The sequence below is a fragment of the Streptomyces sp. NPDC107581 genome (genome assembly GCF_055657175.1).
The window spans coordinates 47,231-69,479 of the sequence record NZ_JBVKBH010000022.1; the positions used below are offsets into that span (position 1 = coordinate 47,231).

The window sequence follows — 22,249 nt, forward strand, 5'->3', positions numbered from 1 at the left end:
TGGTGCCCCGGAGGCCCGCTGCCTCACCCCGTGCGGGAACGGCACCCGGACACGGGCGGGGCCCGGTCCCTGTGGGGGCCTCGTGAGGACGTCGGGCAGCAGGTTAACTTCCTGAAAATTCATCGGACTTGAAGGGAAAATCTTCAACCTTGTCGTTGACATGCCAACGTCTACGCGCGTCATCATGAGGTCATGAGATTCCCCCCACGCGCAACACGTATCGGCGCTGCAGCCGCCCTCCTCTCCGCCCTCCTGGTCGGCGGAACCGTCTCCGCCACCACGGCGGACGCCGCCGCCGCGTCGGTCGGCAGCATCTGCTACGGCGAGCTGCCGTCGCAGGCGCACGACACGCTGAACCTGATCGACCAGGGCGGCCCCTTCCCCTACTCGCAGGACGGCACCGTCTTCTCGAACCGTGAAGGCGTCCTGCCCAGCCAGTCGTCCGGCTACTACCACGAGTACACGGTGAAGACGCCGGGCTCCTCCACGCGCGGTGCCCGGCGCATCGTGACCGGTGAGGAGTCCCAGGAGGACTACTACACCTCCGACCACTACGCCACGTTCGACCTGGTCGACTTCGGCTGCTGAGTCTGCCGGCCGGTTCCGGAAGAACGGTGCGTCCGGCCGGGGACCCGATCCGTGCTCAGCCGGATCCCCGGCCGTCCGCGACGGCGAACAGGGCGACCGCGAGCAGCACGAGCGCGATGCTCGCGTACACCTCGTAGCCGTCCAGGAAGCCGAGCCGCCGCACGAGCCCCACGTGCCGGTGCGTGAACCCGTGCACCAGGCCCAGCACGCCCTGTACCAGGGCGATCAGTCCGAGTAGTTCCAGTAACTGCTTCACGGCACGACTCTCGCCCCGCGGCCTCCCCCATGCACCGGCCGCGGGGCGTCCGTCCGTTCGCCGCAGGACTGCTTCCCGCCGGCGCGGGCCCACCGAAAGTCCACAGTGGTGCGACTTTGGTCGGCGATCCCGCGCACAGGGAGGTCGCGGCGGCCGAACCTGCGTAGATTTGTCGACCGTGAGCAATGACGAGCCGGCGCTGGTGCCGCAGGAATTCGCGGTCCGGCGCCGGTGGCTTTTCCCGTCCGCCCTGATCCACGAACTGGACCCGGACGCCACGACCTCGGGCCGGCGGCCACGGCGCACGGCGCGCGACTGGGCCGTGGACGTCTCCTGCTTCCTGCTGGCCGCCGTGCTGGGCGCGATGGCCGCGCACAACCTGTCCCAGGAAACAGGCCTGCCGCAGTCCCTCGCCGTCCTGGACCGGACGCTGGGCGGCGTCGCCTGCGCGGCCGTCTGGCTGCGCCGCCGCTGGCCGGTCGGGCTCGCCGTCGCGATGGTCCCGGTCGGCTTCCTGTCCAACACCGCGGGCGGCGCGACGATGGTCGCCGTGTTCACGCTCGCCGTGCACCGGCCCTTCCGCTACGTGGCCTGGATCGGCGGCATCAACCTCGCGCTGATCCCGCTCTTCTACTGGCTGCGGCCCGACCCCGATCTGCCGTACGCCGGGATCGTCGCGTTCAGCGCACTGCTCACCGTGGCGGTCATCGGCTGGGGCATGTTCGTCCGTTCCAAGCGGCAGCTCATGCTGAGCCTGCGCGACCGGGCCCGGCGTGCGGAGACCGAGGCGCTCCTGCGCGCGGACCGGGCCCAGCGGCTCGCCCGCGAGGCCATCGCCCGCGAGATGCACGACGTGCTCGCGCACCGGCTCACCCTGCTGAGCGTGCACGCCGGTGCCCTGGAGTTCCGGCCGGACGCGCCCCGCGAGGAGATCGCGCGGGCGGCCGGTGTGATCAGGGAGAGCGCCCACGAGGCGCTGCAGGACCTGCGGGAGATCATCGGCGTGCTGCGCGCCGGGGAGTCCGACGACGCGGCCGGCGGCCGGCCGCAGCCGACGCTGGCCGCACTGGACGCCCTCGTCGCCGAGAGCCGTGAGGCGGGCATGAAGGTCACCCTCGACCAGCGTGTCACCGACCCGGCCGCCGTCCCCGCCTCCGTCGGCCGCACCGCCTACCGCATCGCCCAGGAGGCCCTGACCAACGCCCGTAAGCACGCCCCCGGTACCGAGGTCACCGTCCATGTCTCCGGAGCCCCCGGAGAAGGCCTCACGGTCACGGTCCGCAACCCCGCCCCCGCCCCCGACGTCCCGCCGGTCCCCGGCTCCGGCCAGGGCCTGATCGGCCTGACCGAACGCGCCACCCTGGCCGGGGGACACCTGGAGCACGGGGTGACCGCGGACGGGGGGTTCGAGGTACGGGGCCGGCTGCCGTGGGGCGGGAACTGAGGGAGCGGCCTGGGACGTGCGGGAGCTGAAGGGGCCGCGTGGGACGTGCGGGAGCTGAGGGGGACGCGTCGGATGTGCGGGAGTTGAGGGGGCCGCGTGGGACGGGCGGGAGCTGAGGGGGACGCGTCGGATGTGCGGGAGTTGAGGGGGCCGCCTGGGACGGGCGGGAGCTGAGGGAGCCGCCTGGGACGTGCGCCCCCGCCGACCGGTCCGCACATGATTACGTAACCCCCATGACTACGACTCCGATCAGGCTCCTCCTCGTCGACGACGATCCCCTGGTGCGTGCCGGACTCGCGCTGATGATGGGCGGGGCCGGGGACATCGAGATCGTCGGGGAGGCCGCCGACGGAGGCGAGGTCGACGACGTGGTCGGGCGGACCCGGCCGGACGTCGTGCTCATGGACATCCGGATGCCGTCCGTGGACGGGCTCACGGCCACCCGGCGGCTGCGGGCGCGGGCGGACGCGCCGCAGGTCGTACTGCTCACCACCTTCCACGCCGACGAACAGGTGCTGGAGGCCCTGCGCGCGGGCGCCGCCGGGTTCGTGCTCAAGGACACCCCGCCCGCCGAGATCGTCGACGCGGTGCGCCGGGTCGCGGCCGGGGAACCGGTGCTGTCGCCCGCCGTCACCCGTCAGTTGATGCGGCACGCGGCCGGCACCGCGGCCGACTCCCGCCAGGCAGGGGCGCGGGATCGGCTCGCCGCCCTCAACGACCGTGAGCGGGAGGTCGCCGTCGCCGTCGGCCGCGGTCTGGCCAACGCGCAGATCGCCGCCGAACTCTTCATGAGCGTGGCCACCGTCAAGACCCACGTCTCCCGGATCCTCGCCAAGCTGGATCTCAACAACCGGGTCCAGATCGCCCTGCTGGCCTATGACGCGGGATTTCTGGAGGACGGGCACTAGGCGGGCGCCGCACGCGTTGCCGGGGTACCGGGAGGAGCCCGGTGGGCCTCGGGGGGATTCCGGGAAGGGGCGCGATGGACCGGCGACAGGTGATCGATCTGGGGGAGTGGGGGGACGCGTTCCGCGAGGACCCGCACCCGGTGTACGCACGCCTGCGCGAGCAGGGACCGGTGCACCGGGTCCGGCTGCCGGACGGCGACGGCGAGTACGAGGCCTGGCTGGTCGTCGGGTACGAGGAGGCCCGTGCCGCGCTCGCCGATCCCCGGTTGTCCAAGGACCGCAGCAAGATCGACTCGGCGTTTCTGGACGAGCAGCTGATCGGCAAGAACCTGCTGGTCACCGACCCGCCCCAGCATGCCCGCCTGCGCGGCCTCGTCACCCGCGCGTTCACGATGCGCCGGGTGGAGCAGCTGCGCCCGCGGATCCAGCGGATCACCGACGACCTGCTGGACGAGATGCTGCCGCGCGGCCGCGCCAACCTCATCGACGCGCTCGCCTTTCCGCTGCCCATCACCGTCATCTGCGAACTGCTGGGCGTCCCGGACATGGACCGCACGGAGTTCCGGAAGCTGTCCACCGAGGTGGTCGCGCCGACCACCTCGGACACGGAGTACCACGCGGTCGTCCGCCTCGCCGAGTACCTCAACGAGCTGATCGAGGACAAGCGGCGTGCCGGATCGGCCGACGACCTGCTCAGCGACCTGATCCGCACCACCGCCGAGGACGGCGACCGGCTCTCCCCGCAGGAACTGCGCGGCATGGCCTACCTGTTGCTCATCGCCGGACACGAGACCACCGTCAACCTCATCGGCAACGGCGTCCTCGCCCTCCTCACCCACCCCGGCCAACTCGCCGCCCTGCGCGCCGACATGACCCTCCTGGACGGCGCCGTCGAGGAGATGCTGCGCTACGAGGGCCCGGTGGAGACCGCCACATACCGGTACGCCGCCGAACCCCTGGAGATCGCCGGCGCGGAGATCCGGCGGGGCCAGTCGGTGGTGATCGGCCTCACCGCGGCCCAGCGCGACGACGAGCGCTACCCCGACCCGCACCGGTTCGACATCCACCGGGACAGCCGCGGCCACCTCGCCTTCGGCCACGGCATCCACTACTGCCTGGGCGCACCCCTGGCCCGTCTGGAGGGCCGTATCGCCGTCGGCACCCTCCTGGAGCGAGCTCCGGACCTCGCGCTCGACGGCTCCCCGGGCGACTGGCTGCCGGGCATGCTGATGCGGGGGGTGCGCACATTGCCGGTGCGATGGTGAGCCGCCCCCCGAGTCGGCGAGCCGCCCGCGAGCCCGCGAGCGTTCCCGAGCCGGTGAGTCCCGCGAGTCGGTGAGTCCCGCGAGTCGGTGAGTCCCGCGAGTCGGTGAGTCCCCCGAGCCGGTGAGCCCTCCCGGGCCCCCGAGTCGGTGTCCGTGAGCCCCACGAGCCGGTGGGCCTCCCTCCGGGATCAGCCGTACGACGCCCGCCCCCGGTCCGGGATCTCCGCCAGCCGTACCGGGCGGTGTTCCCGCCGGGACACCTCGCAGGCCTCGGCGATCCGCAGGGCCTGGAGGGCCTCGCCGCCGTCGCACGGGTTGGGCCGCCCTCCGAGCAGCACCTCGACGAAGGCGCACAGCTCGGCCTCGTAGGCGGGCCCGAACCGCTCCAGGAAGCCGGTCCAGGGCTTGTCCGCGGGCGGCGGCCCGGCGGGCTCGGTGGAGGCGACCGGAGTCCGGTCGTCCAGGCCCACCACCACCGTGTCCAGCTCCCCGGCGAGCTCCATCCGGACGTCGTATCCCGCGCCGTTGAGCCGGGTCGCCGTCGCCGTGGCCAGCGTGCCGTCGTCCAGGGTGAGCAGGGCCGCGCCGGTGCCGACGTCGGCGGCCTCGCGGAACATGGCGGGCCCGGCGTCCGAGCCGGCCGCGTACACGTCCACCACTTCACGGCCCGTCACCCAGCGCAGCACGTCGAAGTCGTGGATCAGCGTGTCCCGGAACAGCCCGCCGGACAGCGGCAGCCACTCCACCGGGGGAGGGGACTGGTCGCAGGTCATCGCCCGTACGGTGTGCAGCCGTCCGAGCCGGCCCGAGCGCACCGCTTCCCGGGCGCCCGTGTAGCCCGCGTCGAAGCGCCGCTGGAAGCCCATCTGGAGAACCGTTCCGGCAGCCTCCACCTCGGCGAGCGCGTGCAGGGTGCCCGGCAGGTCGAGGGCGATCGGCTTCTCGCAGAAGACCGGCAGGCCCGAGCGGGCTGCCCGACCGATCAGTTCGGCGTGTGCCGGCGTCGCGGTGGTGATCACCACCGCGTCCACGCCCCAGGTGAAGATCTCGTCCACACCCGGCGCCGCGGTCTCGCCCAGCCGGTGCGCCAGCTCCTGTGCCCGCGCCGGGTCCGCGTCCGTGAGGATCAGTGATCCGACCTCACGGTGGCGGCTCAGTGTGTTCGCGTGAACGGTGCCGATGCGGCCCGTACCGATGACGCCGATGCGCATGGAAACAAAGTGAGGGCGGACCCCGTACGCTGTCAATGCAAATGTCCGGACAATCGGACTACACAACTTCCCGTCAACCATGCACGCGGCTACGCTCGGGCCCGTGCCGAAACCAGATGTGGATCCGACCGTGTCACTCGACCTCCGTGTGGACCGCAGTTCCCCGGTGCCGTTGTACTTCCAGCTCTCGCAGCAGCTGGAGGCCGCCATCGAGCACGGCAACCTCACCCCCGGGAGCCTGCTGGGCAACGAGATCGAGCTGGCCGCCCGTCTCGGCCTGTCCCGGCCCACCGTCCGCCAGGCCATCCAGTCCCTCGTCGACAAGGGACTGCTGGTCCGCCGCCGGGGCGTGGGCACCCAGGTCGTGCACAGCCAGGTCAAGCGTCCGCTGGAGCTGAGCAGCCTCTACGACGACCTGGAGGCGGCCGGCCAGCGCCCCGCGACCAAGGTCCTGGTCAACACCGTCGTGCCGGCCACCGCCGAGGTCGCCGCCGCGCTCGGCGTCGCCGAGGGCAGCGACGTCCACCGCGTCGAGCGGCTGCGCCTCGCGCACGGCGAGCCGATGGCGTACCTGATCAACCACCTGCCGCCCGGCCTGCTCGACCTGGAAACCGGCCAGCTGGAGGCCACCGGCCTGTACCGGCTGATGCGCTCCGCCGGGATCACCCTGCACAGCGCCCGCCAGTCCATCGGCGCCCGCGGCGCCACGGCCGCCGAGGCCGAGCGGCTCGCCGAGGCGGAGGGCGCTCCGCTGCTCACCATGCAGCGCACCACGTTCGACGACACCGGCCGCGCGGTCGAGTTCGGCGACCACACCTACCGTCCGGCCCGCTACTCCTTCGAGTTCCAGCTGCTCGTACGGCCCTGAGGCCCGCCCCCGACTTCGTCGCAATGTCCGGACAATGCGACCGTCGCGGGCTCCCCGGTCATGTCATGGGTGTTCCCTGTGTTCGATACTGAAGTGTTTGGGGCTGGTGAGATGGCCGCCGGGACGCACCGACGGTGAGATCGCCCGCCCCTTGCGCACGTCGGAGCACAGTCAGCACTGCAAGAAGGGGCATGGCCTCGTGGCACGGTTTCGGACCTGGGTAGGCATCGCGGTGGCGGGGGCGCTGAGCGTCGCACTCGCCGGCTGCAGCAGCACCGGCGGCAAGCGGGCCGAGGACGCCCGCAAGGCCGCCGCGGCCCAGGGCAGGGCGGCGGTGAACACGCCCCGCTGGACCTTCGCGATGATCACCCACTCGGGAGACGGCGACACCTTCTGGGACATCGTGCAGAGCGGCGCCAAGCAGGCCGCCGTCAAGGACAACATCAACTTCCTGTACTCGCACGACGACGAGGCACAGCAGCAGGCCCAGCTGGTGGACGCGGCGGTCGACAAGAAGGTCGACGGCATCATCGTCACCCTCGCCAAGCCCGACGCCCTCAAGGCCGCCGTGGCCCGCGCCGAGAAGGCCGGCATCCCGGTGATCACGGTGAACTCCGGCTCCGAGGAGTCCAAGGCCTTCGGCGCCCTCGCCCACATCGGCCAGGACGAGACCATCGCCGGCGAGGCCGTCGGCGACGAGCTGAACAAGCGCGGGAAGAAGAAGGCCCTGTGCGTCCTGCACGAGCAGGGCAACGTCGGCCACGAGCAGCGCTGCGACGGCGTCGCGAAGACCTTCGGCGGCACGGTCCAGAAGCTCTACGTCAACGGCACCAACATGCCCGACGTGCAGTCCGCGATCGAGGCCAAGCTCCAGGCGGACAAGTCCGTCGACGCCGTCGTCACCCTCGGCGCCCCCTACGCCGACACCGCCGTGAAGGCGAAGACCGACGCGGGCAGCAAGGCCGAGGTGGACACCTTCGACCTCAACGCCAAGGTCGCCGCCGAGCTCAAGGACGACACCCTCGGCTTCGCCGTGGACCAGCAGCCGTACCTCCAGGGCTACGAGGCGGTCGACCTGCTGTGGGCCTACAAGTACAACGGCGACGTCCTCGGCGGCGGCAAGCCGGTCCTCACCGGCCCGCAGATCATCACCAAGGACCAGGCGGCCGCGCTGGCGGAGTACACCGAGCGGGGCACCCGATGACCGCCACCCTGGAACGAACGGCCGACGAAAGGATTCTGCAGCGTTCGCCGCTGCGGAAGCTGCTCTCCCGCCCCGAGCTGGGCTCCGTGGTCGGCGCGCTCGCCGTCTTCGCGGTCTTCGCCGTCGCGGCCGACGGCTTCGTGCGCGCCGCCAGCCTCAGCACGGTCCTGTACGCCTCCTCGACCATCGGCATCATGGCCGTCCCCGTGGCCCTGCTGATGATCGGCGGCGAGTTCGACCTGTCGGCCGGCGTCCTGGTCACGTCCTCGGCGCTGGTCTCGTCGATGTTCAGCTACCAGATGACGGCCAACACCTGGGTCGGCGTCGCGGTGTCCCTGCTGGTCACCCTGGCGATCGGCGCCTTCAACGGCTTCCTGCTCACCCGCACCAGGCTGCCCAGCTTCATCATCACGCTGGGCACCTTCCTGATGCTGACCGGCATGAACCTCGGCTTCACCAAGCTGATCGACGGCACGGTCTCCACCAAGACCATCGCCGACATGGAGGGCTTCCCCAGCGCCCACGCCGTCTTCGCCTCGACCCTCACCGTGGGCGGCGTCGACTTCAAGGTCACCATCCTGTGGTGGCTCGGCCTGGTCGCCCTCGCCTCCTGGATCCTGCTGCGCACCCGCGCCGGCAACTGGATCTTCGCGGTCGGCGGCAACCAGGACGCGGCCCGCGCGGTCGGCGTCCCGGTCGCCAGGACCAAGATCGGCCTCTACATGGGTGTCGCGTTCGGCGCCTGGATCTCCGGCCAGCACCTGCTCTTCTCCTTCGACTCCGTCCAGTCCGGCGAGGGCGTCGGCAACGAGCTGATCTACATCATCGCGGCCGTCATCGGCGGCTGCCTGATCACCGGCGGCTACGGCAGCGCGATCGGCTCGGCGGTCGGCGCGCTCCTGTTCGGCATGACGAGCAAGGGCATCGTCTTCGCCGAGTGGAACCCCGACTGGTTCAAGTTCTTCCTCGGAGCGATGCTGCTCCTCGCGACCCTGCTCAACCACTGGGTCCGCAAGCGCGCGGAGGCCACGAAGTGACCGAGACGACAGAACGTACGGCGCTGGTCGAGCTGACCGGAGTCCACAAGCACTACGGCACCGTCCGCGCCCTGGAGGGCGTCTCCCTGACGGTCCACGCCGGCGAGATCACCTGTGTCCTCGGCGACAACGGCGCGGGCAAGTCGACGCTGATCAAGACCATCGCCGGCCTGCACCGGCACGACGGCGGCACCCTCAGCATCGACGGCGAGGAGACCCGTCTGTCCTCCCCGCGCGAGGCCCTGGACCGCGGCATCGCCACGGTCTACCAGGACCTCGCGGTCGTGCCCCTGATGCCGGTCTGGCGCAACTTCTTCCTCGGCTCCGAGCCCCGCAAGGGCGTGGGCCCCTTCAAGCGCATGGACGTCGACCTCATGCGCCGCACCACCCGCGCGGAACTGCTCCGCATGGGCATCGACCTGCGCGACGTCGACCAGCCCATCGGCACCCTCTCGGGCGGCGAACGCCAGTGCGTGGCGATCGCCAGGGCGGTCCACTTCGGCGCCAAGGTCCTGGTCCTGGACGAGCCGACGGCAGCACTGGGCGTGAAGCAGTCCGGTGTGGTCCTCACATACGTGGCCGCGGCACGCGACGAGGGCCTGGGTGTCGTCCTGATCACCCACAACCCGCACCACGCATACCTCGTCGGCGATCGATTCGTCCTGCTCCGCCGCGGCGCGATGGTGGGCAATTACACACGCGACGAGATCACGCTCGACGAACTGACGCAGCAGATGGCCGGCGGGTCCGACCTGGACGCTCTGCGCCACGAGCTGCAGCGGGGTTGAGGGGCGGGGGGCCGTGCCGGTGTGCGGCTCCGCCGTGGGGTGCGGTCCGTGACGACGCACCCGCACACGGCGACGATCGCGCACCCCCGCCCCTGCCCCGTACGGCACCTGCCCCCACGGTGCGGCACAATCGAGCCCGATGAGCACCTACCGCGACCTCACCGCCCCCATCGGCTCCCGCCGAGCTCCGGTCCTGCGAACCGTCGGAACCCGCGAGCGCCGCTCCCACCTGACCGCACCCCGTGTGCCGACGGTCGGCATCGACATCGGCGGCACGAAGGTCATGGCGGGCGTGGTGGACGCCGACGGCAACATCCTGGAGAAGCTCCGCACGGAGACCCCGGACAAGTCCAAGAGCCCCAAGGTCGTCGAGGACACCATCGTCGAACTGGTCCTGGACCTGTCCGACCGGCACGACGTGCACGCGGTGGGCATCGGCGCCGCCGGCTGGGTCGACGCCGACCGCAACCGCGTCCTGTTCGCGCCCCACCTGTCCTGGCGCAACGAACCCCTGCGGGACCGCCTCTCGGGCCGGCTCTCCGTGCCGGTCCTCGTGGACAACGACGCCAACACCGCCGCCTGGGCGGAGTGGCGCTTCGGCGCCGGCCGCGGCGAGGACCACCTCGTCATGATCACGCTCGGCACCGGCATCGGCGGTGCCATCCTGGAGGACGGCCAGGTCAAGCGCGGCAAGTTCGGCGTCGCCGGTGAGTTCGGCCATATGCAGGTCGTCCCCGGCGGCCACCGCTGCCCGTGCGGCAACCGCGGCTGCTGGGAGCAGTACAGCTCCGGCAACGCGCTCGTCCGGGAGGCCAAGGAGCTGGCCGCGGCGGACTCCCCGGTGGCCTACGGGATCATCGAGCACGTCAAGGGCCACATCGACGAGATCAGCGGCCCGATGATCACCGAGCTGGCCCGCGAGGGCGACGCCATGTGCATCGAACTGCTCCAGGACATCGGCCAGTGGCTCGGCGTCGGCATCGCCAACCTCGCGGCCGCCCTCGACCCGTCCTGCTTCGTCATCGGCGGCGGCGTCTCGGCCGCCGACGACCTGCTCATCGGCCCGGCCCGGGACGCCTTCAAGCGCCACCTCACCGGCCGCGGCTACCGCCCCGAGGCCCGCATCACCCGCGCCCAGCTCGGCCCCGAGGCCGGCATGGTGGGCGCCGCCGATCTGGCCCGGCTGGTCGCACGCCGCTTCCGGCGGGCAAAGCGGCGCCGGGTGGAGCGCTACGAGCGCTACGAGCGGTACGCCCAGGCCCGCCGTGACCGGGACACCGTATGACCGCCGCGCTGCCCCACCAGGCCGCGTCCCCGGACGAGCCGCGCCGGCCGCCCGAGGACCCCCGCCACAAGGCCAGGCGCAGGGCGCTGACACTGCTGATCATCGGGCTGCTCATCGGCGTCCCGGCGGGCTACCTGGTGATCTCCGCCAACCAGAGCCGCAACAGCGGCAAGGACAAGGAGTCGAAGTACTCGGCGACCGGCCTCGCCTCGGGCTGGCCCTCGAAGGTGCAGCGCCGCCTCTACCAGGTGGCCGTCCCGCACCCCGCCGACTCCGCCGCCTACTACGAGACCAACAACTGGAAGACCAGCCGCCTGTACGTGCAGTTCCGCACCAACAGCGCCGGCCTGGACAGCTTCCTGGGGACCATGGGCATGCGCCGGGACCAGCTGAAGAAGGACGACATCACCATCAGCACCCGTGACCAGAAGGTCTCCGGCTGGCGCTTCACCGGCCCCGGCCCCTGGTCCGGACTCACCCACCACCAGAAGAACCCGGCGCCCACCCAGGACGTGGTCGTCAACACGTCCGACCCGAACTATCCGATGGTGTACGTCGTCTCCCGAACGGTTCCGTAGTCCCGGCCGGCAAGGACGCGGGTCGTGTTGAGCAGGGCGTCACCTCCGGACAAAGGAGGCGGGTCGAAAGAGTGTCAGGGAATCGTCACTTCACCGCCCTCTCAACTGAGCGGTCCGGGGACTGGAAAGACTCGGCGCGTTGGCAGTCCTGTCATGTCACGGAACCTGTTCCCCTGCGTCTTCACCGTGATGGGGTTCTTTGGGAAGGGCTCTGGCCGCGGTTTCGTGAATGATCATGCGTATTCGCCGGTGGAGCCGGTGATGACCGGATCAGGCCGGTAGGCAGCAGGTCTGCGGCTGGAGCCACTGCCTCCACGGCAGTGGGAGCCTCGTCGGCCATGGCGAAGTGGTGGCGCCGGTGGCTCTTGAATCCCCAGCAGTCGGCACGCGGGCGGTTCCGGTCCGTCGACGGCCTTGCGGATCTCGCGTCCAGCGGGCCGGATTCACAGTGCCCGTGATCGCACGGGGGCATGGGGGCACGGCAAGGGTTTCCCCCGCATGATCGATGAGCGGCATCGGCCGTATTGGCGGCCGCCATCCTCGCCCTCGGCATGCCCGCGACGCAGGCGTCCGCGATCACCGCACCAGCTGCAACCAAGCCGATTTCTTGAGGATCCGGCGGTCCTGCAACTTCCAATATGCAGAGGTGTGCTTTGCGAACGCCGGCACAATTTCGAACCTTCGGCTGGACGACGCCGTAGTTCTCTCTTCGGGAAACAATGCGGAGCATGTCGCGGGCGGGGGAGCCGCTACTTATTCCGGATTCAATAAATGGCGATCGATCGCCACTTTTGTCAGTGCCGTGCCTTCGACTTTCTTTGCCGCACCCCCCCCAGTATTGATTTCCGGACTTCCTGTATGATCAAGATTTCCGGGATCCTCTCCATTTGGAACCGGAGCCTCCAAGGCTCGCCCCGGAACCGGTTGTCAGACCCCGCCCGTAGAGTCGAAGACGTCCGATCCGACACACGCGCGGGAGGTGGCAGGACGTATGAGCGGCGGCACGGCTGCGGTGGCCGAGCGCACGGGGGGTTCCGGGGAGGCCGGGAGCCCGGTTCCGGTGCGCCTCGCGTCCGTCTACCTGCCCGCACCGCTCCCGCGCGAGGGCCGCATCGCCTTCTGGGACCCCGACGGCGGCCCGCTGCCCGCCACCGGCGACCCGGACGAGCTGACCGTCGTACGACGCCATGGCGCGGGCGTGCGCCGCCGGCAGGTGCCCGCGCTGACCCTGCCGCTCGCCGAGGCCCTGCCGCTGCTGGTCCGGGCCCGCCGGGACCCGGCAGCCCACCCGGCCACGGCCTGCTGGGGCGCCGCCGCGCTGCACGCGCTGCGGCTGGTCGCGCGAGGCCGCCTGCTGCCCGGCCTGACCCCGGCCGGCCACGACGCCTGGCGGGCCGGCCCGCTGGAACCCGACGACATCGCCCATCTGCGCGCGGTGGCCGCGGCCCTGCCCCCGGAGGGCCACGCCGTGCCCCTGCCGGACCCCGGACCGCTCCGGCTGCCCGAGCCGGAGGCGCTCGTCCGCTCCTTCCTCGACGCCGTCGCCGACACCCTGCCCCGCACCCCGGCCGCCCCGCACACCTCGGGCCGGCCCTTCGCCGCCCGCGACCCCCAGGCCCTGCCCGACGCCCACGACTGGGCGGCGGAGGTCGCCGCGGGCATGGACGCGGGCGTGCGGGTCTCGCTGCGCCTGGACCTGTCCGCCCACGACGTCTTCGACGCCGGTGCCGCCGAAGGCGCGCGCGCCGCGGGGGCGGCGGTCGTCCAGGTGCACAGCCTCGCCGACCCGACCCTGGTGGCCGACGCGGCGGCGCTGTGGGCGGGGGAGGCCGAGGCGGCCTTCGGGCCACGCGCGCGGGTGGACGCCGCCCTCGCCGTACGGCGCGCGGCCCGCGTGTGGCCGCCCCTGGACCGGCTCGCCGAGCAGGAGGTCCCCGCCCTTCTCGCACTGTCCGAGGAGGAGCTGGGCGATCTGCTCGGCGTCGCGGCCGGCCGGCTCGCCGCCGCCGGGGTGGCCGTCCACTGGCCCCGGGACCTCGCCCGCGACCTCACCGCCGCCGCGGTGGTCCGGCCCGCACCCGGCTCGGCGACCGACGGCACCGGCTTCTTCGAGAGCGAGGACCTGCTCCAGTTCCGCTGGCAGCTGGCGCTCGGCGGGGATCCGCTCAGCGAGGCCGAGATGGACGAGCTGGCCGAGGCCCACCGGCCGGTCGTACGGCTCCGGGACCGCTGGGTGCTGGTCGACCCGGCCCTGGTCCGCAGGGCCCGCAAACGCGAACTGGGCCTGCTCGACCCGGTCGACGCGCTGTCCGTCGCGCTCACCGGCACCGCCGAGGTCGACGGCGAGAGCGTCGAGGCCGTGCCGGTCGGCGCGCTGGCCACCCTGCGCGACCGGCTCACCGCGGGCCTGCGCCCCGCCGAGCCGCCCGCCGGTCTCGACGCCACCCTGCGCGACTACCAGCTGCGCGGCCTGGCCTGGCTCGACCTCATGACCTCCCTCGGCCTCGGCGGCTGCCTCGCCGACGACATGGGCCTCGGCAAGACGATCACGCTCATCGCCCTGCACCTGAAGCGGGCCCGCACCGAGCCGACCCTCGTGGTCTGCCCCGCGTCGCTGCTGGGCAACTGGCAGCGGGAGATCACCCGGTTCGCACCCGGCGTCCCCGTGCGCCGCTTCCACGGCCCGGACCGCACCCTGGACGGCCTCGACGGCGGCTTCGTCCTCACCACCTACGGCACGATGCGCTCCACGGCCGCGCACCTCGCCGGGCAGCCCTGGGGCATGGTCGTCGCCGACGAGGCCCAGCACGTGAAGAACCCGTACTCCGCCACCGCCAAGGCGCTGCGCACCATTCCGGCACCCGCGCGCGTGGCCCTCACCGGCACCCCGGTGGAGAACAACCTCTCCGAGCTGTGGGCCCTGCTCGACTGGACCACCCCCGGACTCCTCGGCCCCCTGAAGTCCTTCCGCGCCCGGCACGCACGCGCGGTGGAGAACGGCGAGGACCAGGAAGCGGTGGAGCGCCTGGCCCGCCTGGTGCGGCCGTTCCTGCTGCGCCGCAAGAAGTCCGACCCCGGCATCGTCCCCGAGCTGCCGCCCAAGACCGAGACGGACCATCCGGTGCCGCTCACCCGGGAACAGGCCGCGATGTACGAGGCGGTGGTGCGCGAGTCGATGCTCGCCATCGAGACCGCCGACGGAATCGCCCGCCGGGGCCTGGTCCTGAAGCTGCTCGGCGCCCTCAAGCAGATCTGCGACCACCCGGCGCTGTACCTGAAGGAGCAGCCGCACACCGACAGGCTCGCGGCCCGCTCCGGCAAACTCGCCCTCCTGGACGAGCTGTTGGACACCGTGCTCGCCGAGGACGGATCGGTGCTCGTCTTCACCCAGTACGTCGGCATGGCCCGCCTCATCACCGCTCATCTGTCCGCCCGCGCGGTCCCCGTGGATCTCCTGCACGGCGGCACACCGGTGCCGGAGCGCGAGCGCATGGTCGACCGCTTCCAGGACGGGCGGACGCCGGTTCTCGTCCTCTCCCTGAAGGCCGCCGGCACGGGTCTGAACCTCACGCGCGCGGGCCATGTCATCCACTTCGACCGCTGGTGGAACCCGGCCGTCGAGGAGCAGGCCACCGACCGCGCCTACCGCATCGGCCAGACCCAGCCCGTCCAGGTCCACCGTCTGCTCACCGAGGGCACGGTCGAGGACCGCATCGCCGAGATGCTGGCGGCCAAGCGCGCCCTGGCCGACGCCATCCTCGGTTCCGGCGAGTCGGCCCTGACCGAACTCACCGACCGCGAGCTGTCCGACCTCGTCTCGCTGCGGAGGACATCGTGACGATGGGGAACCAGCGGCCCGGCGACGCCGCACGACAGGCCCTGCGGGCGGCACGGCAGCGCGCGGAGGCCGAACGGGCGGAGGTGGAGAAGGCGGTGGCCGAGCGGGCTGAGGCTGTGCGGGGGGCGGAGGCTGTGCGGGCGGTGGCCGAGCACCCGGTGGCGGAGCGCACGGAAGCCGAGCCGGCCGGTGCCACGGCGGAGCCCCGTACCGGTGAACGGGCCGATGGCAGGGCAGACTTCGGAGACAGCGAGCGGGCCGGTGGCAGGGCAGACTTCGCAGACAGCGGGCGGGTCGATGGCACGGCAGACTTCGCAGACAGCGAGCGGTCGGGTGCCTCGGGGGATCCGGGAGACAGCGAACGGGCCGGGTACGCGGCCCGGCCCGGTGCGGCGGGTGACGCGGCCGTGCCCAGGGCTGTTGCCCCCGCGGAGCCGGCTGAGGAGCCGGCTGAGGAACTGACCCCAGAACGGCCCGCGGGACGGCCCGCGGGACGCCCGGCCGACGTGGCCAGGGAGGCACTCCGGTCCGCACGCCGGGAGGCGCTGCTTGCCGAGGCGGCGGAGGCAGGCTCCCCGCGCGGCACGCGCACACCGCGCACACCGGCACGGCCTGCCGTCCCCGCACCCGCCTCAGGGCACCCCGGCGAGGCATCCCGGACCACCCGCGCCCGCACCCAGGCCGCCCATGACATGCGGCAGTTCCTGACGAACGCCTTCCGCATGCCCGCCTGGGCCGACACACCCGAGGAGCCGGACGGCACCGACGCCGATACCGACACCGGCACAGGCACAGGCACAGGCACAGGCACCGGCACAGGTACCCCCGGCACCGGCACCCCCCACACCGGCACAGACACCGGCACAAGCACCCCCGGCAGCGAAGGCGACGGCGCCAGCCACCTCGCCGAGCCCCGTCCCCCGGCTCCGGCGGCTCCGCAGATCCCGGCCACCATGGCCACGCCCCACCGCGACTCCGAACTCCGCCGCACCTTCCCGGCGTTCCCGTCCCGGGGCGCCGCCGCCACGGACTCCTCCTTCGCCGAGACCTGGTGGGGCAACGCCTGGGTCGACGCGCTGGAGCAGGGGGCACTGGACGTCAAGCGCCTGGCCCGGGGCCGCGGTTACGCGGACCAGGGGCACGTGGACGCCATCACGGTGACGCCCGGTCTGGTGCTGGCCTACGTACGGGGCAGCCGGCCGCGCCCGTACCGGGTCCAGGTACGGCTGCGCACGCTGGAGGACGAGGACTGGGAGAGGTTCCTGGACGCGGCCGTCGAACGGCCCGGACACATCGCGGCCCTGCTGGACAAGGAGTTGCCCGAGTCCCTCGCCGACTGCGGGGTGCCTCTGCTGCCCGCCCCGCGCGACCTCGCCCCGCAGTGCAGCTGCCCCGACTCCGGCCACCCCTGCAAGCATGCCGCCGCGCTCTGCTACCAGACGGCACGCCTGCTCGACGCCGACCCCTTCGTACTGCTCCTGCTGCGCGGCCGCGGTGAGAGGGAACTGCTCGACACGCTGTCCCGCCGCAGCGCCGCCCGCGCGGCCCGCGCCGCCCAGGAGCGGTCACCGCGGACCCTGCCCGGCGTCCGGGCCGCCGAGGCCCTCGCCCCGCGCCGACTCGCGCCGCTGCCCCCGCCGTTGCCCGTGCCGCCGCATCCCGGGCAGCCGCCCGTGTACCCGGCGGCGCCCGGCGGACCCGACCCCTTCGCACTGGACCAGCTGGCGACCGACGCCGCCGCCCGCGCGCACGCGCTGCTCGCCACGGGCCGCGATCCGGTCGGCGAGCTGACCCTGTGGCAGGACGCGGTACGCCTGGCCGCGGCCCGCCCCGGCTCCGGCCTGACCGCCGCCACCCGCGCCCTGTACGCCACGCTCGCCAAGGCCGTCGGCCGTAACCCGGCCGACCTGGCCCGCGCGGTCGCCGCCTGGCGGCAGGGCGGCCTCGCCGGACTGGGTGTCCTGGAGGAGCCGTGGGACCCGCCGGCCGGCCGCTTCGACCGGGCCCGGCCGCTGCTGCTCGCCGCCGACCTGCCGGCGTTCCGCCCCTGGCGCAACCACCTCACCCACCCGCGCGGTCACGTCCAGCTCCGCCTCGGCCGCGACGGCCTGTGGTACGTCTACGAGTCGGAGCCGGATCACGACGACTGGTGGCCCCGCGGCACTCCCGACCTCGACCCGGTCGGCGCGCTCACCGGCCTCGGCACACCGGACGACCTCTGAGCAACGGCAGCCGCCGGCCGGGCCGTCGGCTGCGCCGGAAGCCGACGGCCGGAGCGCGCCGGACGAGCCCGGGGCAGCTCGGGTCAGCTCGGGTCAGCTCGGCCGTCCGGCGGACGCGTACTCCTCCGCCGCACGCACGAAGACGTCGTTCTCCTCCCGCACCCCGACCGTGACCCTTACCCCTTCGTCACCGAAGCGCCGGATCACCACACCGCGGTCCGCGCAGAACCCGGCGAAGTCCGCCGACCGGTCGCCCAGCGGAAGCCAGAGGAAGTTCGCCTGCGAGGCGGGCACGGACAGGCCCGCCGTGACCAGCCGGTCGCGTACGCGCTCCCGCTCCGCCGCGACGGCCCGGCAGCGCTCGTTCACCTCGGCCGTGTGGGCCAGCGCGGCCACCGCCGCCGCCTGCGCCGGGCCGCTGACCGCGAAGGGCACCGCCACCTTGTTGACCGCCGAGACGACGGCGGGTGCCGCGACGCAGTGGCCGACCCGGATGCCGGCCAGGCCGTAGGCCTTGGAGAAGGTGCGCAGGACCGCCACGTTCTCGCGCTCACGGGCGAGCGGCAGTCCGTCGGGCACGTCGGGGTCCGTCACGAACTCCCGGTACGCCTCGTCCAGCACCACGAGCACATCGTCCGGAATCCGCTCCAGGAAGTCGCGCAGTTCCCGGGTGCCCACCGCGGTGCCGGTCGGGTTGTTGGGGTTGCAGACGAAGACGACGCGGGTCGCCGGGGAGACGGCGTCCGCCATGGCGGCCAGGTCGTGCCGGTGCCCGGAGTCGAGCGGAACGGTACGGGCACGTACCCCGGCGACCCGCGCGAAGACGGGGTACGCCTCGAACGAGCGCCATGCGCACAGCACTTCGTCGCTCGGTGCGCAGTAGGCCTGGATCAGCTGCTGGCACAGGCTCACCGAGCCGCAGCCGATCGCGACCCAGGACTCGGGGACCCCCAGCTCGGCGGCCAGCCGGGCCACCAGGTCCTCGGAGAACCACTGCGGGTACCGGTTTCCCCCGCCGGCCGCCGCGGCGACCGCCTCGACGACCGCGGGCAGCGGAGGCAGGGAGCCCTCGTTCGAGTTGAGCAGGATCGCACCGGGCGGCCGGCCCGGAATGATGTAGTCGGGGATGCCGGCCAGATCGGCCCGGACGGGCACACCCATGGGGAGCCTTCCTTTCGCACGCGCATAGGACGTGCAGAGACGTGCACAGACGTCGATGTGCGTCGATGTGCGTCGGTGTGCTTGGGCGCGTGCGGCCTGCCGTGGGCGCGCACGGACGGACGGGACGACGGGGGGCAGTGGTGGCCGCGGCGGCCGGGTCAGCTCGCGGGCCCGTCGGGCGCCGCGAGCCGGAAGACCCCGTCCTGCAGGCCCTGGATCCGCCGGTGGTCGGCGAGCAGGTCCTCGTAGCGGTCGCCGACCAGGAAGACCCGCAGCGGGCTGGAGAGCAGATCGGTGGTCGGGCGCATCCGGTCGCCGGGGCGGAGCCGGGGCACCGCCAGCCGGACCGTGCCGAGGGCGGCGATCCGGGCGAGGACGTCCTCGTCGATCGCCTCGACGGTCCCCTCCCGGGCGGTCTGCCCGTGCACGACGACGGCTTCGCGGTGCCTGCGGTACATCGTGCGCCCCGTGTACCGGCGCTGGAACTCCTCGGGCCGTACGCAGGCCAGAGCGAGCAGATCCGCCTGGTTGCCGTCCATGCAGGTGTCGTGGACGGCCGGCACCATGTCTCCGTTGAGCCGCGCCCCGACCTCCACCAGGGCGGGTCCCTCGGCCGTCAGCACGACCTCCGCGTGGGCGGCGCCGAAGCGGATGTCGAGGGCGTCGAGGACGCGGTCCACGTACTCGACCAGGACCGGGACCTCGGGGCTGTCCGGGGCGAGCAGGATGTCCTTGTCGTAGATCCGTTTGGGGCCGTTGTCCGTCTTCTCGTACCGCCACACCCCGCACACATGGCGCCCGCCGCCGGGGCCCCTCACGATGTCCACGATGTATTCGGGGCCCCGCAGGAAGGACTGCGCGAGGACCTCGGTGTTGCGGCGCTCGAAGATGTCCTGCGTGCCGAGGACGGCGGCCACGGCGGTGCCGACCTCCTCGGCGTTGCGGCAGATGGAGACGCCGTCGGTGGAGGCGGAACTGAGCGGCTTGACCACCACGGGGTAGCCGGCCCCGCGCTCGGCCCAGGCGACGATCTCGGCGGCGTCCGCGGACTTCAGCTGGCGGGCGCAGTGGATCCCGGCGGCTCGCAGCGCCTCGATCATCCGGTACTTGTCGCGGCGCACGGCGGAGGTCGCGGCCGGGTTGCCGGGCAGGCCCAGCCGCTCGGCGACGGCGTCGGCCGGGGGCACGCCGGTCTCCTGCCCGGGCAGGACGCCGACGGGGGCGTAGGCGGCGAGTTCCTTGGCGGTGCGGTCCCAGTCGCCGGTGCCGTGCACGACGTTGGCGGTGTAGGGCCCGAGGTCCGGCGGCGGCACCGAGGCGAGGAACTCCGGGGTGGACTGGAGGTGGACGACGTCGGCGCCGAGCCGCCGGAACGCGGCGGGCAGGAACTTGCCGATCGAGTACCCGTCGACGATCACGCCGACGGGACGGCTCGCGGTGGGGTGGTTCATGGAAGGTCGGGTCCTTGCGTGGGGTCGGGTCCTGGTGCGGGTTCGGCCCTTGTGCGGGGTCTGGCCCTGGTCTTGGGGTCGGTCCTTGCGTGCCGGCGTGCGGGTCCTTGCGCGCGACCGGTCAGGCGGCGCGGACGCTGATGCGGTGCACGGTCCGGCCGACGCCCTCCGGCAGGTCGGTCGCCCGGTGGTAGGTGGTCGCGGTCTTCCAGATCAGCAGGTCGTCCCGCGTCCAGCGGTGCTCGTGGACGTGCGCGAGGTCCTGCACCAGGGAGTCGACCAGGGCGAAGAACTCCTCGTTGCCGTTGGCGTCGAGGCCGACGACCGAGTCCATGTACTCGCGGGCGGCGTACAGGAAGCGCCGGCCGGTGAACGCGTCGCGGCGCACGACGGGGTGTTCGACCGCCGGGTACTCGTGGGCGACCAGCGCCCGCATCTCGGCGATGGACAGGCCCACGTGGCGGGGCTCGATGCGCTGCTGCCTGGTCAGGGTGTGCAGGCCCAAGAGGCCCTCCAGGCGGTTCTTCCACTCCTCGGGCAGCCGGTCGTGGACGTCGGCGGCGGAGGCGAAGAGGGTGTGGCCGTGCTCCTCGGGGACGTTGACTCCGTGCAGCACCGTGTACTCGGCCGGACGCGCGGTGTACGACGAGTCCTGGTGCCAGAAGTTGCCCACGCGGGGGACACCGATCGGCCGGTTCCTGCGGCGCTCGTTGGAGGAGACGAGGATCTCGCTGAACTCCGGATGGCGCCAGTCGCTCAGCAGGAAGGGGACGGGGTTGCCGAGGCGGGCGGCGAGCCCGATGTGCTGCTCGGGAGTCAGCCGGATGCCGCGCAGCACCACCAGGTCCCGCCGGTGGACCGAGTCCACGACGTCCGCGAAGAGCTCCTCGCTCCGCAGGTCGTCGTGGGTGACCCCGGTGTACTCGACGCCGATGAACGGGGTCAGCTCATGTCGGTGCATGAGAGTTCCTCCTTGTGCCAGGTGCAGGGGCTGCTGCGGGCCACCGTCAGCAGGAGCCAGGCGACGCACAGGGCGCCGCCGGCGACGGCCCACGGGATGCCGGGGGCGCCGGGCCGGGCGAGCAGCAGCGCGAGGTGGGGCGCCAGGATGAAGGCGATGTTGACGCCGCTGGAGTAGAGGCTGAGGTTGCGGTCCGCCGAGGCCGCGCCGGACAGTTCGCTGACGTAGCCGAGGAGCCCCGGGAAGACGACGATCTCCCCGGCGGTCCACACGAGCGTGGACAGGACGAGCGAGGGACCCGAGCCCGACACCGCCATCAGCAGGAAGCCGGTGCCCGCGAGGCCGTAGCCGAGGAGCAGGGTGGGCAGGTGTCCCGTCCGGGCCATGAACACGTTGAGGGGGACCTCGAACAGGACGATGCCCACCGCGTTGACGGCGAAGACGATGCCCGCCCAGTACCCGGGCAGTCCCAGACCGACGATGACGTAGGTGGAGACGAAGACGGAGGGCAGGGAGTAGGCGAGCTGGACGGGCAGCGAAAGGCCGTAGATCGTCCAGAACCGGGACCGTTCGTACGGCGCGGGGCGGAGGGTGCCGGTCCTCGGGGCGTCTTCCCGCGACGGCGGCGGTGCGTCCGGCGCCCGGGTGCGCGCCGCGAGGAGTCCGGCCGCGGCCAGCGCGCAGCCGGCGTTCGCCCAGAACACCAGCCGTGCGTCGACGGCGAAGAGCAGCCCGCCCGCGACGGGGCCGGCCGCCATGCCGAGGTTGATGGCGAGCCGGTAGCAGGAGAAGGCGACCTTCCGCTCCTCGGGACCGGCGGCGGCGACGGTCGCCGAGTACGCGGCCGGGGTGACGATCTCGTACGCGAAACCCCAGACGACGACGGAGGCGACGACCGGCAGCAGTCCGTGCAGGAAGGGGAACACGGCCAGGACCGCCGCATTGAGGGCCAGGCCGCCCAGCATCAGCGCCTGGGCGGTGACCCTGCCGAGCAGGGCGCCGGCCGCCAGGTCGGCGGCGAGGGCGCCCCCACCGAAGCAGGCGAGGACGGTGCCGGCCGTGCCCTTGCCGAGCCCCTCGTGCACCAGCAGATGGGCGGCGAGGAACGGGTAGGCCATGGTGCCCGTGCGGAAGACCAGGGTGGTGAGGAAGAGGGTGCGCAGCGGGGCGGGGAGCCCCGTCAC

18 protein-coding genes are annotated in these 22,249 nt (G+C 72.7%); 12 read left to right on the forward strand and 6 right to left on the reverse strand.

From position 1 onward, the window contains the following. The first annotated feature begins 192 nt into the window (after window positions 1–192). Entirely contained in the window at window positions 193–588 is a 396-nt protein-coding gene (locus ACZ7P3_RS38215; protein WP_472088891.1) for a guanyl-specific ribonuclease, read from the forward strand. Window positions 589–643: 55 nt separating this feature from the next. On the opposite strand, the gene ACZ7P3_RS38220 is transcribed toward ACZ7P3_RS38215, so the two are convergent. Next, window positions 644–844, reverse strand: coding sequence for a hypothetical protein (locus ACZ7P3_RS38220; protein WP_472088892.1), 201 nt, complete (start codon window positions 842–844; stop codon window positions 644–646). Between the two features lie 169 nt (window positions 845–1,013). Between ACZ7P3_RS38220 and ACZ7P3_RS38225 the strand changes: the two genes are divergently transcribed. The 3 genes from ACZ7P3_RS38225 (at window position 1,014) to ACZ7P3_RS38235 (ending at window position 4,461) form a co-directional block, all read left to right on the forward strand. Beyond that, on the forward strand, window positions 1,014–2,288 hold the full coding sequence (locus ACZ7P3_RS38225) for a sensor histidine kinase (RefSeq protein ID WP_472088893.1): 1,275 nt from the start codon (window positions 1,014–1,016) through the stop codon (window positions 2,286–2,288). Between the two features lie 233 nt (window positions 2,289–2,521). Next, window positions 2,522–3,196, forward strand: a complete 675-nt coding sequence (locus ACZ7P3_RS38230; RefSeq protein ID WP_472088895.1) for a response regulator — start codon at window positions 2,522–2,524, stop codon at window positions 3,194–3,196. 74 nt (window positions 3,197–3,270) lie between these two features. Then, a complete protein-coding gene (locus ACZ7P3_RS38235; RefSeq protein WP_472088896.1) occupies window positions 3,271–4,461 on the forward strand; it encodes a cytochrome P450 family protein in 1,191 nt (396 codons plus the stop codon). Window positions 4,462–4,649: 188 nt separating this feature from the next. Here the strand turns inward: ACZ7P3_RS38235 and ACZ7P3_RS38240 are convergent, their stop codons facing one another. Beyond that, window positions 4,650–5,672, reverse strand: coding sequence for a Gfo/Idh/MocA family protein (locus ACZ7P3_RS38240; RefSeq protein WP_472088898.1), 1,023 nt, complete (start codon window positions 5,670–5,672; stop codon window positions 4,650–4,652). Between the two features lie 130 nt (window positions 5,673–5,802). On the opposite strand from ACZ7P3_RS38240, the gene ACZ7P3_RS38245 reads away from it, so the two are divergent. The 8 genes from ACZ7P3_RS38245 (at window position 5,803) to ACZ7P3_RS38280 (ending at window position 17,492) form a co-directional block, all read left to right on the forward strand. Then, entirely contained in the window at window positions 5,803–6,540 is a 738-nt protein-coding gene (locus tag ACZ7P3_RS38245) for a GntR family transcriptional regulator (protein WP_472089012.1), read from the forward strand. Between the two features lie 199 nt (window positions 6,541–6,739). Beyond that, window positions 6,740–7,744 (forward strand): sugar ABC transporter substrate-binding protein, encoded by a 1,005-nt coding sequence (locus ACZ7P3_RS38250; RefSeq protein ID WP_472088900.1) that lies wholly within the window; start codon window positions 6,740–6,742, stop codon window positions 7,742–7,744. Beyond that, complete coding sequence (locus ACZ7P3_RS38255) at window positions 7,741–8,781, forward strand: ABC transporter permease (protein ID WP_472088902.1); 1,041 nt, start codon at window positions 7,741–7,743, stop codon at window positions 8,779–8,781. The genes ACZ7P3_RS38250 and ACZ7P3_RS38255 overlap by 4 nt, the downstream gene beginning before the upstream one ends. After that, window positions 8,778–9,569: an ATP-binding cassette domain-containing protein gene (locus ACZ7P3_RS38260; protein WP_472088904.1), complete on the forward strand. Its 792-nt coding sequence runs from the start codon at window positions 8,778–8,780 to the stop codon at window positions 9,567–9,569. Before ACZ7P3_RS38255 ends, ACZ7P3_RS38260 begins: the two co-directional genes overlap by 4 nt. A gap of 139 nt (window positions 9,570–9,708) precedes the next feature. After that, window positions 9,709–10,854 (forward strand): ROK family glucokinase, encoded by a 1,146-nt coding sequence (locus ACZ7P3_RS38265; protein WP_472088905.1) that lies wholly within the window; start codon window positions 9,709–9,711, stop codon window positions 10,852–10,854. Continuing rightward, complete coding sequence (locus ACZ7P3_RS38270) at window positions 10,851–11,432, forward strand: sugar kinase (protein ID WP_472088907.1); 582 nt, start codon at window positions 10,851–10,853, stop codon at window positions 11,430–11,432. Before ACZ7P3_RS38265 ends, ACZ7P3_RS38270 begins: the two co-directional genes overlap by 4 nt. Window positions 11,433–12,423: 991 nt before the next feature. Next, window positions 12,424–15,270 (forward strand): DEAD/DEAH box helicase, encoded by a 2,847-nt coding sequence (locus ACZ7P3_RS38275; protein ID WP_472088909.1) that lies wholly within the window; start codon window positions 12,424–12,426, stop codon window positions 15,268–15,270. A 2-nt stretch (window positions 15,271–15,272) separates the two neighbouring features. Continuing rightward, entirely contained in the window at window positions 15,273–17,492 is a 2,220-nt protein-coding gene (locus tag ACZ7P3_RS38280; protein ID WP_472089014.1) for an SWIM zinc finger family protein, read from the forward strand. Between the two features lie 93 nt (window positions 17,493–17,585). Here the strand turns inward: ACZ7P3_RS38280 and hisC are convergent, their stop codons facing one another. The 4 genes from hisC to ACZ7P3_RS38300 form a co-directional block, all read right to left on the reverse strand. Continuing rightward, on the reverse strand, window positions 17,586–18,653 hold the full coding sequence (gene hisC / locus ACZ7P3_RS38285) for a histidinol-phosphate transaminase (RefSeq protein WP_472088911.1): 1,068 nt from the start codon (window positions 18,651–18,653) through the stop codon (window positions 17,586–17,588). A gap of 158 nt (window positions 18,654–18,811) precedes the next feature. Then, window positions 18,812–20,104 (reverse strand): ATP-grasp domain-containing protein, encoded by a 1,293-nt coding sequence (locus ACZ7P3_RS38290; protein ID WP_472088912.1) that lies wholly within the window; start codon window positions 20,102–20,104, stop codon window positions 18,812–18,814. A 121-nt stretch (window positions 20,105–20,225) separates the two neighbouring features. Then, the gene (locus ACZ7P3_RS38295) at window positions 20,226–21,065 is read right to left on the reverse strand and encodes a TauD/TfdA dioxygenase family protein (protein ID WP_472088914.1); all 840 of its coding nucleotides are present in this window, start codon (window positions 21,063–21,065) and stop codon (window positions 20,226–20,228) included. Continuing rightward, on the reverse strand, window positions 21,047–22,249 hold the full coding sequence (locus ACZ7P3_RS38300) for an MFS transporter (RefSeq protein WP_472088916.1): 1,203 nt from the start codon (window positions 22,247–22,249) through the stop codon (window positions 21,047–21,049). Before ACZ7P3_RS38300 ends, ACZ7P3_RS38295 begins: the two co-directional genes overlap by 19 nt.